13 protein-coding genes are annotated in these 12,718 nt (G+C 74.8%); 6 read left to right on the forward strand and 7 right to left on the reverse strand.

The annotated features are described in order from the left end of the window. Nucleotides 1-88: 88 nt before the first annotated feature. Genes IF37_RS0136505 through IF37_RS0136530 form a run of 6 tightly spaced genes read left to right on the forward strand, consistent with a single transcriptional unit; the run spans nucleotide 89 to nucleotide 6,860 of the window. Nucleotides 89-1,207, forward strand: a complete 1,119-nt coding sequence (locus tag IF37_RS0136505) for an ADP-ribosylglycohydrolase family protein (RefSeq protein WP_030753298.1) — start codon at nucleotides 89-91, stop codon at nucleotides 1,205-1,207. 8 nt (nucleotides 1,208-1,215) lie between these two features. Further along, nucleotides 1,216-2,391 carry an ADP-ribosylglycohydrolase family protein gene (locus tag IF37_RS0136510; RefSeq protein WP_030753302.1) on the forward strand — a complete coding sequence of 392 codons (1,176 nt, stop codon included), beginning with the start codon at nucleotides 1,216-1,218 and terminating at the stop codon, nucleotides 2,389-2,391. Continuing rightward, on the forward strand, nucleotides 2,379-3,878 hold the full coding sequence (locus tag IF37_RS40175) for an ADP-ribosylglycohydrolase family protein (RefSeq protein WP_037858024.1): 1,500 nt from the start codon (nucleotides 2,379-2,381) through the stop codon (nucleotides 3,876-3,878). Before IF37_RS0136510 ends, IF37_RS40175 begins: the two co-directional genes overlap by 13 nt. Further along, nucleotides 3,875-4,768, forward strand: coding sequence for a ribokinase (rbsK, locus tag IF37_RS0136520; RefSeq protein ID WP_030753309.1), 894 nt, complete (start codon nucleotides 3,875-3,877; stop codon nucleotides 4,766-4,768). Before IF37_RS40175 ends, rbsK begins: the two co-directional genes overlap by 4 nt. Next, complete coding sequence (locus IF37_RS0136525; protein WP_301540374.1) at nucleotides 4,765-6,051, forward strand: CaiB/BaiF CoA-transferase family protein; 1,287 nt, start codon at nucleotides 4,765-4,767, stop codon at nucleotides 6,049-6,051. Before rbsK ends, IF37_RS0136525 begins: the two co-directional genes overlap by 4 nt. Beyond that, nucleotides 6,048-6,860, forward strand: a complete 813-nt coding sequence (locus IF37_RS0136530; RefSeq protein ID WP_030753316.1) for a CoA ester lyase — start codon at nucleotides 6,048-6,050, stop codon at nucleotides 6,858-6,860. Before IF37_RS0136525 ends, IF37_RS0136530 begins: the two co-directional genes overlap by 4 nt. Nucleotides 6,861-6,947: 87 nt before the next feature. Here the strand turns inward: IF37_RS0136530 and lgt are convergent, their stop codons facing one another. The 7 genes from lgt to IF37_RS0136565 form a co-directional block, all read right to left on the reverse strand. Continuing rightward, nucleotides 6,948-7,994 (reverse strand): prolipoprotein diacylglyceryl transferase, encoded by a 1,047-nt coding sequence (gene lgt / locus IF37_RS0136535; RefSeq protein ID WP_052845574.1) that lies wholly within the window; start codon nucleotides 7,992-7,994, stop codon nucleotides 6,948-6,950. An 82-nt stretch (nucleotides 7,995-8,076) separates the two neighbouring features. Then, nucleotides 8,077-8,850, reverse strand: coding sequence for a thioredoxin domain-containing protein (locus IF37_RS0136540; protein WP_030753322.1), 774 nt, complete (start codon nucleotides 8,848-8,850; stop codon nucleotides 8,077-8,079). A gap of 109 nt (nucleotides 8,851-8,959) precedes the next feature. Then, nucleotides 8,960-9,778 carry a tryptophan synthase subunit alpha gene (trpA, locus tag IF37_RS0136545; protein WP_030753324.1) on the reverse strand — a complete coding sequence of 273 codons (819 nt, stop codon included), beginning with the start codon at nucleotides 9,776-9,778 and terminating at the stop codon, nucleotides 8,960-8,962. Further along, nucleotides 9,775-11,058, reverse strand: a complete 1,284-nt coding sequence (gene trpB, locus IF37_RS0136550) for a tryptophan synthase subunit beta (RefSeq protein WP_030753326.1) — start codon at nucleotides 11,056-11,058, stop codon at nucleotides 9,775-9,777. Before trpB ends, trpA begins: the two co-directional genes overlap by 4 nt. Before the next feature lie 69 nt (nucleotides 11,059-11,127). Then, complete coding sequence (trpM, locus tag IF37_RS46740; RefSeq protein WP_052845575.1) at nucleotides 11,128-11,361, reverse strand: tryptophan biosynthesis modulator TrpM; 234 nt, start codon at nucleotides 11,359-11,361, stop codon at nucleotides 11,128-11,130. Nucleotides 11,362-11,383: 22 nt separating this feature from the next. Further along, nucleotides 11,384-12,193 carry an indole-3-glycerol phosphate synthase TrpC gene (trpC, locus tag IF37_RS0136560; protein ID WP_030753330.1) on the reverse strand — a complete coding sequence of 270 codons (810 nt, stop codon included), beginning with the start codon at nucleotides 12,191-12,193 and terminating at the stop codon, nucleotides 11,384-11,386. Nucleotides 12,194-12,324: 131 nt separating this feature from the next. Further along, the coding region (locus IF37_RS0136565) for a DUF2752 domain-containing protein (protein WP_030753332.1) at nucleotides 12,325-12,718 on the reverse strand (394 nt) is incomplete at its 5' end.

Consider the following 12,718-nt stretch of genomic DNA (forward strand, 5'->3'; position numbering starts at 1 on the left):
CCCCCACCCCCACCCCCCAGCCCGCCGGACCGGGGACCGTCCGGGCGTCGCTGGTGGGGGCGGGGCGGGCGGATGACGTGGGGCGGTCATGACCGGACGCCGTATCGAGGGGCTCCTCCTCGGGCTCGCCGCCGGGGACGCCGCCGGCTGGCCCGCCGCCCGGCACCGTGCCGCCCGCATGCCGGAGTGGACCCGCCGCCTCACCCGGGAGCTGGACACCTTCGCCGAGCAGAACGCCACCACCACCCTGCCGGTGCCGATCGCCCTCAACCAGCCTCCCGAGCCCCTCCGCCTCGGCCCCTCCGACGACGCCGAGTGGGCGGTGTTCGCCGCGGAGGCGGTACTGCGGGCCGGTGACGACGACGCGCTCGGCGACCTCAGCCGGGAGCGCCGTACCCGCGCCGCCATCGACCTCACCTGGACCGCCGTGGCCGCGGAAGTCGCCGCCGCGGCGGACCGCGCGCCCGAGATCGAGTCCGCCGTGCTCCCCCTGCGCGCCCGGATCTCCGTCCGCGCCGGACTCGGCAACCTCGCCACCGGTCTGCGCCCGCCCGCCACCGGCCACGACAACCCGCACTACTTCGACGACGCGGCCTGCGTCCGCGCCTGCGTCCTCGCCGTGGCCCACCCCGGCGACCCCGCGCGGGCCGCCGCGCTCGCCGAGTTCGACGCCCGTTACACCCAGGACGGCGACGGCGTGCACGGCGCGCGGGCCATGGCGGCGGCCCTCTCGCTCGCCCTCGCCGACGCGGACACGGACACCTGCGTCACCGCCGCGCTGGCCGAACTCCCGCCGGACACGGAGATCGGCCGCAACGCCCGGCACGCGCTCGCCCTGGCCGGGGAGGGCGGCTCCGCCTTCGCCCTGGTTCCGCTCCTGGAGCACCAGATCGTCGACCACGTCTACAGCTACGGCATCGCCGCCGCCGAGACCGTCCCCGTCGCCCTCGCCCTGGCCACCGCCGCCCGCGGCCGGATCGCCGAGGCGGTACCGGCCGCCGCCTGCCTGTCCCGGGTCGCCGACTCCGCCCCCGCCCTCGCGGGCGCCCTCACCGGGGCGCTCGGCGGCGGTGCGGCCGTCCCCGGGAGCTGGCGGGACGCCTGCCGCACCCTGCCCGGCTGCACCCTGCCCCGCCTCACCGGAACCGACCTGGTGGAACTCGCCGGACTCCTGGAAGCCGCGCAACCGGCCCGCCCAGGAGGATGATTCGGGGCATGACGCCCAAAGAAGAAGAACTCGCCGGCGCCTGTCTGGACCAGCGGATCACCGGAGCGCTCGTCGGAGCCGCCGTCGGCGACGCCCTCGGCGGCCCGGTCGAGGGCTACTCCCCCGACCAGATCGCCGAGCGCCACGGCGGTCGCGTCCACGGGATCGTCGGACCCTGGCACGGCGACGCCTGGCGCACCGCCCGCCCCATCGCCCCGTACCACAAGGGCGACGGCCACGTCACCGACGACACCCTGATGACGCACGCGCTGGTCCGGGTCTACGACCGGGTCCGCGACCACCTCGACGCGTACGCGATCGCCGACCACCTGGTCCCGGACCTGATGACGAACCCCCGCTGGATCCCGGAGCTGGAGGCCGAGGCGCTGCCCCTGCACCGCCTCTTCCTCGCCGAGAAGTGGCTGGTGACCCGGCTGGCCCACGGGCACGCCGATCCCCGGGAGGCGGGCGTCGGCAACATCGTCAACTGCGGTGCCGCGATGTACATGGCCCCGGTCGGACTGGTCAACGCGGGCGACCCGGCCGCCGCCTACGCCGAGGCGCTGGACGTCGCCGGTGCGCACCAGTCGTCGTACGGCAGGGAGGCGGCCGGTGTCCTCGCGGCGGCGGTGGCCGCGGCGACCACGCCCGGCGCGACCCCGGACTCGGTGGTGGCCGTCTGTCTGTCGCTGGCCAGGGACGGCACCCGCACCGCGATCGAGCGGGTCTGCGAAGTCGCCGCCCGGCACCGGGAGTTCGAGTCGGCGCTCGGCCCGCTGCGCGCGGCGGTGGCGCCGTACGACACGGTCGGCCCCGACTACCGCGCCCCCTCGCTCGCCGCCCGCCGCCCCTCCCGGCTGCACTCCGTCGAGGAACTCCCCATCGCCCTCGGCATGGTGGTCGTCTCCGGCGGCGACTACCGGCACGCCGTGCTCGGCTCGGTCAACTACGGCCGTGACTGCGACTCGATCGCCACGATGGCCGGCGCCGTCGCGGGTGCGCTCGGCTCGCCCGTCCCGGAGGACTGGGCGAAGGCGGTGGCGGAGGCCAGCCGGCTGGACCTGTGGGAGCCGGCCCGCACGCTCACCGAGGTCACGCGGGAGGTCTTCCGGCGGGACGTGGACCGGCGCCGCGCCCACGAGCGGGCGTTCGCGGCACTCGGAGGCACCGCATGCTCCGCCTGACCTGGGTCCAGCCGGAGGACCTGCTGGGCCACGAACTCCGCCAGGCACGGCTGGACGGCCGCCAGCCGGCCCGGATCGAGGCACGGTGGCGCGCGGCCGGCGGCCCGGACGCCCCGGAGCGGTCGGGTGCCTCCCCGCACGGCGTCTCGCGCTATCTGCGCCTCCTGGCGGAGGACCTGCTCGACGAACTCGCCGACCTGCCGAGCGCGTTGTCCGAGGACGAGCCGACGGACCTGGCCCGCGTCAAGGCCCTGTGCGCCGACTGGCCGGCCGCGCCGCCGAGCCGCACGGAGCCGGCGTCACGCGAGCGCGAGCCCGAGCACGGGCACGGGCACGGGCACGGGCACGAACACGGGCGGGAACAGGGAAACGAACACGGACACGGGCACGGGCGGGAACAGGGAGACGGGCAAGGGCACGGGGCGGACCGCCTCCCGGCCGCCCTGGAAGCCGCCTGGCTGGGCCGGGCCATCGGCTGCCTCCTCGGCAAACCCGTCGAGAAACTCCCCCTCGACGGCATCCGCGCCCTCGCCCGGGCGGCCGGCAACTGGCCCCTCACCGCCTACTTCACGGCCCGGGGCGTCCCCGCGGACCTCCTCGCCGCGTACCCCTGGAACCGCCGCTCGACCGCCACCTCCCTCGCCGAGAACATCGACGGCATGCCCGAGGACGACGACCTCGACTACCCCCTGCTGAACCTCCTTCTCCTCCAGCGGCACGGCAAGGGCTTCACCACCGACGACGTGGCCCGGCTCTGGCTGGACGAACTCCCGCCCGGCCGCGCCTTCACCGCCGAACGCCTCGCCCTCCGCAACCTCCTCGCCGGTGTCGAGCCCCCGCACACGGCCCGCCACCGCAACCCGTTCCGCGAGTGGATCGGCGCCCTGATCCGTGCCGACGTGCACGGCTGGACCAACCCGGGCGACCCGGCCGCCGCCGCCGAACAGGCGCACCGTGACGCGGTCCTCACCCACACCGCCAACGGCGTGTACGCCGCGATGTTCGCCGCCGCCGTCATCGCGACCGCCGCCACCGGCACCCACGACGTGCACGCCTGTCTGCGCGCCGGCCGCGCGGTGGTCCCGCCCCGCTCCCGGCTGGCGGCGGCCGTCGACCACGCCGTCCGGCTGGCCGCGAGCACGGAGGACTTCGCGGAGGTGGTGGACCGGCTGCACGCCCGCTACGCCCCCGCCCACCACTGGGTGCACGCCGTCCCCAACACCGCCCTGATCGCCGCCGCCCTCACCCACGCCGACGGCGACTTCGCCGGCTCCGTCTGCCGTGTCGTGTCCGGCGGCTGGGACACCGACTCCAACGGCGCGACGGCCGGTAGCGTCGCCGGCCTCCTCGCCGGCACCCCCGACGCGCTGGAAGACCGCTGGCGCGCTCCGCTGAAGAACCGGCTCGCCAGCACCGTCGCCGACTTCGACGGCACCGGCTTCGACACCCTCGCCCGGCTCACCCACCTGGAGGCGACCCGCTCATGACCCACATCGCCGTCCTCGGCAGCACCAACATGGACCTCGTCACGTACGTCGGCAAGGCTCCGCAGCGCGGGGAGACCGTGACGGGGCGGGAGTTCCGTACGATCCCCGGCGGCAAGGGCGCCAACCAGGCGATCGCCGCGGCCCGCGCCGGCGCCACCGTCTCGATGATCGGCGCGGTCGGCAACGACGGATTCGGCGTGCGGCTGCGCGACACCCTCGAACACTCCGGTGTGGACACCGACTTCCTGCGCACGGTGGAGGGCCCGTCCGGCACCGCGCACATCGTGGTGGACGACGAGGGCGGCAACGCGATCGTCGTCATCCCCGGTGCGAACGGCACCGTCGACCACCTCGCCCCCGGTGACGAGGGAGCGATCGCCTCCGCCGACGCCCTGCTGCTGCAACTGGAGGTGCCGCTCGCGGCGGTCGTCGCGGGCGCGGAGGCGGCCCGCCGGCACGGCGTCCGCACGATCCTCACCCCGTCCCCGGCCCAGCCGCTGCCGCCCGAACTGCTCGCCGCGACGCGGCTGTTGGTGCCGAACGAGTACGAGGCGGTCACCCTCACCGGCCGTACCGACCCGCGCGAGGCGGCGGCCGCCCTGCTGGACCTGGTGCCGGAGGTCGTCGTCACGCTGGGCGCGACGGGCTGCCTGTACCTGGCCCGCGGCGCCGAACCGCTCGTGGTGCCCGCGCCCCGGGTGACCGCCGTCGACTCCACGGGCGCGGGCGACACCTTCGTCGGCGCGCTCGCCGTGGCCCTCGCCGAGGAGAAACCGGTGCGCGAGGCCCTGACCTGGGCCTCCGCCGCAGCGGCCGTCTCCGTGCAGCGGATGGGGGCGTCGGCGTCGATGCCGTACCGCCCGGAGATCGAGGCGCAGTACACCGCATGAGGACGACGAGTGAGACGGCTACGACGGGTACGACGGGCATGACGGGTACGGCCGGCGGGACGCGGGCGACGGGCGGGGAGGGTACGGCGGTCCCCGGGGTTCCGGCCCTGGACGGGCTGCGGGTGCTGGATCTGGCGACCCTCTTCGCCGGGCCGATGGCCGCCACGCTGCTGGGTGACTTCGGCGCGGAAGTGATCAAGGTCGAGCATCCCCGGCGCCCCGACCCGTCCCGGGGCCACGGACCGGCCAAGGACGGCGTCGGTCTGTGGTGGAAGGTGCTCGGCCGGAACAAGCGGACCGTCACCCTCGACCTGTCCGCGCCCGGTGGCCGGGACGCCCTGCTGCGGCTCGCCGCCACCGCCGACGTGGTGATCGAGAACTTCCGCCCCGGGACCCTGGAGAGATGGGACCTCGGCTGGCCCGAGCTGTCGGCGGCCAACCCCCGGCTGGTCCTGGCCCGGGTCACCGCCTTCGGCCAGTTCGGGCCGTACGCGCGCCGCCCCGGTTTCGGCACCCTGGCGGAGGCGATGAGCGGCTTCGCGGCGGTGACCGGTGCGCCGGAGGCACCCCCGACCCTGCCGCCCTTCGGGCTCGCCGACGGCGTCGCGGGCCTGGCCACCGCGTACGCGGTGCTGACCGCCCTGACCGCACGCGAGCACACCGGCGCGGGCCAGGTGGTCGACATGGCGATCATCGAGCCGATCCTGGCCGTCCTCGGCCCCCACCCCACCTGGTACGACCAGCTCGGCTACGTCCAGGAGCGCACCGGGAACCGGTCCGCGAACAACGCGCCGCGCAACACCTACCGCACCGCCGACGGCACCTGGGTCGCCGTCTCCACCTCCGCGCAGTCGGTTGCCGAACGGGTGCTGCGGCTGGTGGGGCGCCCGGAACTGATCGAGGAACCGTGGTTCGCCACGGGCGCGGACCGGGCCGCCCACGCCGATGTGCTGGACGAGGCGGTCGGCTCCTGGATCGCGGCCCGCTCCCGCGCCGAGGTGCTCGCCGCCTTCGAGGAGGCTCAGGCCGCGGCGGCGCCCGTGCAGGACGTCCGGGACGTGCTGGCGGACCCGCAGTACCAGGCCCTGGACACGGTCACCACGGTCGCCGATCCGGAGCTGGGCCCGCTGCGCATGCAGAACGTCCTCTTCCGGCTCTCCGCGACGCCCGGCGCGATCCGCTGGGCCGGCCGCCCGCACGGCGCCGACACCGACGAGGTGCTCACGGAGCTGGGGTACGCCCCGGCCGACATCGCGGCCCTGCGCGCGGAGGGCGCCCTGTGACCCGTACCCCGCTCACCTGGCTCTACGTTCCCGGTGACCGTCCGCACGTCGTGGCGAAGGCGCTGGCGGCGGGCGCCGACGTGGTGGTCGTCGACCTGGAGGACGCGGTCGCCCCGGACCGCAAGGAGTACGCCCGCGCGGCCACCGCCGAGCTGCTCGCGGAGTCCCACCCGGTCCCGGTACACGTCCGGGTGAACGCCCTGGACGGCCCGTGGGCCGCCGCCGATCTCGCCGCCCTGGCCCGCCTGCCGGGACTGTCCGGCCTGCGCCTGCCGAAGGTGACGGGCCCGGAGGAGGTGCGGCGGGTCGCGGTGGCCACACCGGTCCCCCTCTACGCGCTGCTGGAGTCGGCCCTCGGCGTCGAGCGCGCCTACGCCGTCGCCACCGCCCACCCCGCCCTGCGGGGCGTCTCCCTGGGCGAGGCCGACCTCCGGGCCGACCTGGGGGTACGGGCCGACGCGGGGCTCGACTGGCCGCGCTCCCGGGTGATCACCGCCGCCCGTGCGGCGGGCCTCGCCCCGCCGCCGCAGTCGGTCCACCCCGACATCCGCGACCTGGACGGCCTCGCCGCGTCCTGCGCCCACGGCCGTGGCCTCGGCTTCCTGGGCCGGGCCGCGATCCACCCCCGGCAACTGCCGGTGATCGAGCGGGCCTACCTCCCCACGGAGGCGGAGATCGAACACGCGGAGGCGGTCGTCAAGGCGGCCTCGGGGAACGAGGGTGCCCAGGCCCTTCCCGACGGCCGCTTCGTCGACGCGGCGGCGGTGAACCTGGCCCGGCGGACGCTGGCGTCGGCGCACCGGGACTGACCGCGCGCCGCGGCCTGCCGCCCACACGACGGCGAGGGCGCCCGGTGCATCCCGGACGCCCTCGCCGTCTGTCGTGTGGACCGGCGGTCAGCTCTTGCCGGCCGACTCCGCCTCGTCCGCGGCCGTCCCGCCGGGCTCCCCGGCCTTGCCGTCGTCCCCGGCCCCTCCCACGCTGCCGGCCTTGCCCTTGCCCTTGTCGGCAGCCGTGCCCGCGCTGTCGGTCTCGCCCTTGCTCTCGGTCTTGCTCTCGGTGTCGTCCTCGGCGCTCCCGGCTCCCTCCGCGGCGGCAGCGGCGTCGGCCGGAGCGCCGGAGGCGACCGCGCCCGGCTCGACCACGGCCTCCCGGCCCGGCCGCTTCTTCGCCGAGACGACGATGTACAGCACCGCCAGCAGGAAGACGCCCAGCGCGGTCCAATCGTTCAGGCGCAGGCCCAGGATGTGGTGGGCGTCGTCCACCCGCATGTACTCGATCCAACCGCGGCCCAGGCAGTACGCGGCGACGTACAGGGCGAACGCCCGGCCGTGCCCGAGCGTGAAGCGGCGGTCCGCCCAGATCACCAGCAGGCCCACGCCGACGCACCACAGCGACTCGTAGAGGAACGTCGGGTGGTAGTAGCCCGGCACCCGGCCGCCCTCCGAGGAGGTGATGTGCAGGGCCCAGGGCAGATGGGTCTCGCGGCCGTACAGCTCCTGGTTGAACCAGTTGCCCCAGCGGCCGATGGCCTGCGCGAAGGCGATGCCGGGCGCGACGGCGTCGGCGTACGCGGGCATCGGGATGCCCCGGCGCCGGGCGCCGATCCACGCGCCGAGCGCGCCGAGCGCGATCGCGCCCCAGATGCCCAGGCCGCCTTCCCAGACCTTGAAGGCGTCCACCCAGTCACGGCCCTCGCTGAAGTACAGCTCGTAGTCCGTGATGACGTGGTAGAGCCGGCCGCCGACGAGGCCGAACGGGACGGCCCAGACGGCGATGTCGGCGACCGTGCCGGACTGCCCGCCGCGGGCGATCCAGCGCTTGTTGCCGAACCAGACGGCAACGAAGACGCCGATGATGATGCAGAACGCGTAGCCGCGCAGCGGGATGGGGCCGAGGTACAGCACCCCGTGCGAAGGGCTGGGGATATAGGCAAGGTTCATGGCAGGTCCGACGCTACCGTGCCGGGCCGTGGGGACGGCAAGCAGCCCGGCTACGGGTCCATAACGGGGGCGTGAGAATCGCTTACCCGCGGGCGGCGTTCTCCACCAGCTCCTTGAGTTTGGCCGGGGTCATCGTCCGGTCCTGGTAGATGTTCTTGCCGCCGAACAGCACCGTGGGCGTGCCGTTGAACCCGCCGGTCCGGAAGGCCTGGTGGGACTTGTCCACCCAGGCGTCGTGGGTGCCGTCCTTCACGCAGGTGCGGAAGGCCGGCGTGTCCAGGCCCGGCACCTTGCCGGCCAGCTCGATCAGCTTGGCGTTGTCGGCGAAGGCGTCGTCGGTCTCCCTGGGCTGGTTCGCGTACAGCACGTCGTGGTAGTCGCGGAACTTCCCGGCGTCCTGGGCGCAGGCCGCGGCGTTGGCGGCGCGCAGCGAGCCGGTGCCGCCGAGGTTGCCGTCGATCAGCCGGACCAGGTGGTAGTCGACCCTGAGCTTGCCGGCGTCGGCCAGTTCGTGCAGGGTCGGCCGGTACGCCGCCTCGAAGGCCTGGCAGGCGGGGCAGCGGAAGTCCTCCCACACGGTGAGCGTCGACTTGGCGCCGTCCTTGCCGACCGGGATCGCGAGGCCGTCCTTGCCCTGCGCGCCCGAGGGCGCCACGGCCGGGCCCGCGCCGGACCCCTTCTCCTTGCCCGCGTTCGCGGCGATCACGCCGATCACCGCCGCGAGGCCCAGGACGCAGACGACGCTCGCGCCCACGATCAGCGCGCGCCGTCGCCGGTCCGCGCCCTTCTGCTTCTCGCGCTCGGCCGCCAGCCGCTCGCGGGCGGTGCGCTTTCCCTCACGGTTCTTCTCACTCACACCCCCAGAACGAACCGGGGAGGCGCAGCGCGCCTCCCCGGCCCGAGGTCCACCCGTTCGGGTGACCGAGTGTTCCGACGGGAAATCCGATGGGAAAGGGGACCAGCGGTTACGCCTGTCCGCGCACGCCCCGCGCGAGCCGGCCGGCCAGCTCGCGGACGGCCGCGACACCGGTGGCGTGGTCCGGGGCGTCCAGCATCAGCTTCACGAACGCGGAGCCGACGATGACCCCGTCGGCGAAGCCGGCCACCTCGGCGGCCTGCGCCGGGTTGGAGACGCCGAGCCCGACGCAGACGGGCAGCCCGGTGCCGGTGGCCCGGGTGCGCTCGACCAGGTCGTGGGCCTGCGCGCCGACGGACTCGCGGGTGCCGGTGACGCCCATGAGGGAGGCGGCGTAGACGAAGCCGCTGCCCGCCGCGGTGATCTCGGCGAGCCGCTCGTCCTTGCTGCTCGGCGCCACGACGAAGACCGTCGCGAGCCCGTGCTTCTCGGCGTGTTCCCGCCACTGCGCCGACTCCTGCACCGGCAGGTCGGGCAGGATGCAGCCGGCGCCGCCGGCCTCGGCCAGCTCGGCGGTGAACCGCTCGACGCCGTAGCGGTCGATGGGGTTCCAGTACGTCATGACGAGGATCGGCTTGCCGGTCGCCCGGAAGGCCTCGCGGACCGTGCGCATGACGTCGGCGATCTTGACGCCGCCTCGCAGGGCGATGTCGTCGGCGGTCTGGATGACCGGGCCGTCGAGGACCGGGTCGCTGTGCGGCAGGCCGACCTCGACGACGTCCGCGCCGCCGTCCAGGACGGTCCTGACCGCCTCGATGCCGCCGTCCACGGTCGGGAACCCGGCCGGGAGGTAGGCGATGAGCGCGGCGCGGCCCTCGGCCCTGGCACCGGCGAGGGTGTCGGCCAGCAGCCCGATGTTCCCGCTCACTTGGCGTCCCCCTCGATCTCGGCGGTGTCGGCCTGGTCGGCGGCCACCTCTGCGTCGGTGTCGTAGAGGCCGAAGTAGCGGGCGGCGGTGTCCATGTCCTTGTCGCCACGGCCGGACAGGTTGACGACGATCAGGCCGTCCTCGCCCAGTTCCCTGCCGACCTCCAGGGCGCCGGCCAGGGCGTGGGCGCTCTCGATGGCCGGGATGATGCCCTCGGTGCGCGACAGCAGGCGCAGCGCCCGCATGGCCGCGTCGTCGGTGATCGCGCGGTACTCGCCGCGGCCGGAGTCCTTCAGGTAGGAGTGCTCGGGGCCGATGCCCGGGTAGTCCAGACCGGCCGAGATCGAGTACGGCTCGGTGATCTGGCCCTCGTCGTCCTGGAGGACGTAGGAGCGCGAGCCGTGCAGGATGCCGGGCTCGCCCGCGGTCAGGGTGGCCGCGTGCTCCCCGGTCTCGATGCCGTGCCCGGCCGGCTCGCAGCCGATCAGGCGGACGCCCTCGTCGGGGATGAAGGCGTGGAAGAGGCCGATGGCGTTGGAGCCGCCGCCGACGCAGGCGACCGCGGCGTCCGGGAGGCGGCCGGCGCGCTCCAGGAGCTGGCGGCGGGCCTCGACGCCGATGACCCGGTGGAAGTCGCGGACCATGGCCGGGAAGGGGTGCGGGCCGGCGACCGTGCCGAACAGGTAGTGGGTGCGGTCGACGTTGGCGACCCAGTCCCGGAACGCCTCGTTGATGGCGTCCTTCAGGGTGCGGCTGCCGGACTTCACGGCGACGACCTCGGCGCCGAGCATGCGCATCCGGGCGACGTTGAGGGCCTGGCGCCGGGTGTCGACCTCGCCCATGTAGATGGTGCAGTCGAGGCCGAACAGCGCGCAGGCGGTGGCCGTCGCGACGCCGTGCTGGCCGGCACCGGTCTCGGCGATCACCCGGGTCTTGCCCATGCGCTTGGTGAGCAGGGCCTGGCCGAGCACGTTGTTGATCTTGTGGGAGCCGGTGTGGTTGAGGTCCTCGCGCTTGAGGAACACCCGGGCGCCGCCGGCCTGAGCCGCGAAGCGGGGGACCTCGGTGAGGGAGCTGGGGCGGCCGGTGTAGTGGACCAGCAGGTCGTCGAGTTCCCGGGCGAACTCCGGGTCGTGCTTGGCCTTGTCGTACTCGACGGCGACCTCGTCCACGGCGGCGACCAGGGCCTCCGGGATGAACTTGCCGCCGAACGCGCCGAAGTAGCCCTCGGCGCTGGGCACCTGACCGGCGGGGTCAGGGAAGAAGAAATCACTGGGCATGCCAGAACCTCACGGTGAGTGCGTGGAAAAGACACGGTTCGCCGTGGGGGCGGAGCTCGCCGGACGGCCTCAGGCCGTGTGCTGCCGGTCGCGCCCGCGCGGCGAAGTCGCCCGCGCGGACACGGCCCCGCGCCCCTCGAGGGGGCGCTGCCATCGGCGTCCGTTCACCTGCCCGGGCTCGTCACCGATGACGTACCGCACGCGACGGCCGTGGACGCGCCGGGCCGGGGCACGGCAGCCGCGCGGACGGCAGCCGCGCGCCAGGCGGGCGTACCGGTCCACGGTCGTCACGGTGGGAGTCATCGCGGCCAAGCCTAGCGGGGGATCAGCCGCGGCCGTGCCGCAGTGCCGGGTGCTCGCCCGCCGCCACCAGGTCGGCCACCGCCGCCTTGGGGTCGCGGCCGGTGACCAGGGACTCGCCGACCAGCACCGCGTCGGCGCCGGCGTTGGCGTAGGCGATCAGGTCGTGCGGGCCGCGGACGCCGGACTCGGCGACCTTGACGAGGGTGTCCGGGATCTCCGGGGCGACCCGCTCGAAGGTGCCGCGGTCGACCTCCAGCGTCCTGAGGTTGCGCGCGTTGACGCCGATGACCTTGGCGCCCGCGTCCACCGCCCGGTCGACCTCCTCCTCGTCGTGCACCTCGACCAGGGGGGTCAGGCCGATGGACACCGCGCGCTCGATCAGCGACTCCAGGGCCGGCTGGTCCAGGGCGGCCACGATGAGCAGCGCGAGGTCGGCGCCGTACGCACGAGCCTCCCACAGCTGGTACGAGGTGACGATGAAGTCCTTGCGCAGCACCGGGATGTCCACGCGGGCGCGGACGGCCTCCAGGTCGGCGAGCGAGCCGCCGAAGCGCCGCTGTTCGGTGAGGACGGAGATGACGGCCGCGCCGCCCGCCTCGTAGTCCGCGGCCAGTCCGGCCGGGTCGGCGATCGCGGCCAGTGCGCCCTTGGAGGGGCTGGACCGCTTGACCTCGCAGATCACCTTGACGCCATCGCCCTTGAGCGCGGCCACCCCGTCCTTGGCGGCGGGGGCCTTGGCCGCACGCTCCTTGAGCTCGTCGAGGCTGACGCGTGCCTGCCGCTCCGCGAGGTCGGCACGGACTCCGTCGATGATCTCGTCGAGCACACTCACGCGAGCGGCCCCCTTTCAGACGGTTCCTGCGGGGTTCGAAAACCCGTGGTCACTGCGATGGTATCCGCAGCGGGGCGGTAGCTTCGCATCCGGTGGACACCGGTCCCACTACCTGGACGTTCACTGCGTGATCAAGGGTGAAGCCAGCCACCGAACGGCAGGTTCCGGACGACGGTGAACACCAGCAGCACGGCGCCGACGGCCCACAGCCGGGCCGGTGTGAGGTCGATCCGCAGCGGCCGGCCGCGCGCCGCGCGGACCACCCAGACGGCCCACAGCGCGGCGAAGCCCAGGTAGCCCGCCACGGCAGGCGCGTTGTCGCGCAGGGCGGCGAGGAGGTCGCCGTGGACGAAGGCGTGCGCGCTGCGCAGTCCGCCGCAGCCGGGGCAGTACAGGCCGGTGAGCCGGAACAGCGGGCAGACCGGGTAGTGGCCGGGCCGGCCCGGGTCGACGGCGCCGACGTAGGCGAAGGCCGCGGCCACCGCCGCAAACAGCCCGGCGGGGACGGCGAGCCGCCGCCACGGG

It is taken from the genome of Streptomyces sp. NRRL S-31 (genome assembly GCF_000718775.1).
In the GTDB taxonomy this organism is placed as follows: domain Bacteria; phylum Actinomycetota; class Actinomycetes; order Streptomycetales; family Streptomycetaceae; genus Streptomyces.

Excerpts from the sequence above, each read along its gene's own strand:
- trpB (WP_030753326.1), bottom strand. The coding sequence starts at position 11,058 with ATGCCCAGTGATTTCTTCTTCCCTGACCCCGCCGGTCAGGTGCCCAGC.
- trpM (WP_052845575.1), bottom strand. The coding sequence starts at position 11,361 with ATGACTCCCACCGTGACGACCGTGGACCGGTACGCCCGCCTGGCGCGC.
- IF37_RS40175 (WP_037858024.1), top strand. The coding sequence starts at position 2,379 with ATGCTCCGCCTGACCTGGGTCCAGCCGGAGGACCTGCTGGGCCACGAA.
- rbsK (WP_030753309.1), top strand. The coding sequence starts at position 3,875 with ATGACCCACATCGCCGTCCTCGGCAGCACCAACATGGACCTCGTCACG.
- IF37_RS0136510 (WP_030753302.1), top strand. The coding sequence starts at position 1,216 with ATGACGCCCAAAGAAGAAGAACTCGCCGGCGCCTGTCTGGACCAGCGG.
- IF37_RS0136525 (WP_301540374.1), top strand. The coding sequence starts at position 4,765 with ATGAGGACGACGAGTGAGACGGCTACGACGGGTACGACGGGCATGACG.
- lgt (WP_052845574.1), bottom strand. The coding sequence starts at position 7,994 with ATGAACCTTGCCTATATCCCCAGCCCTTCGCACGGGGTGCTGTACCTC.
- IF37_RS0136505 (WP_030753298.1), top strand. The coding sequence starts at position 89 with ATGACCGGACGCCGTATCGAGGGGCTCCTCCTCGGGCTCGCCGCCGGG.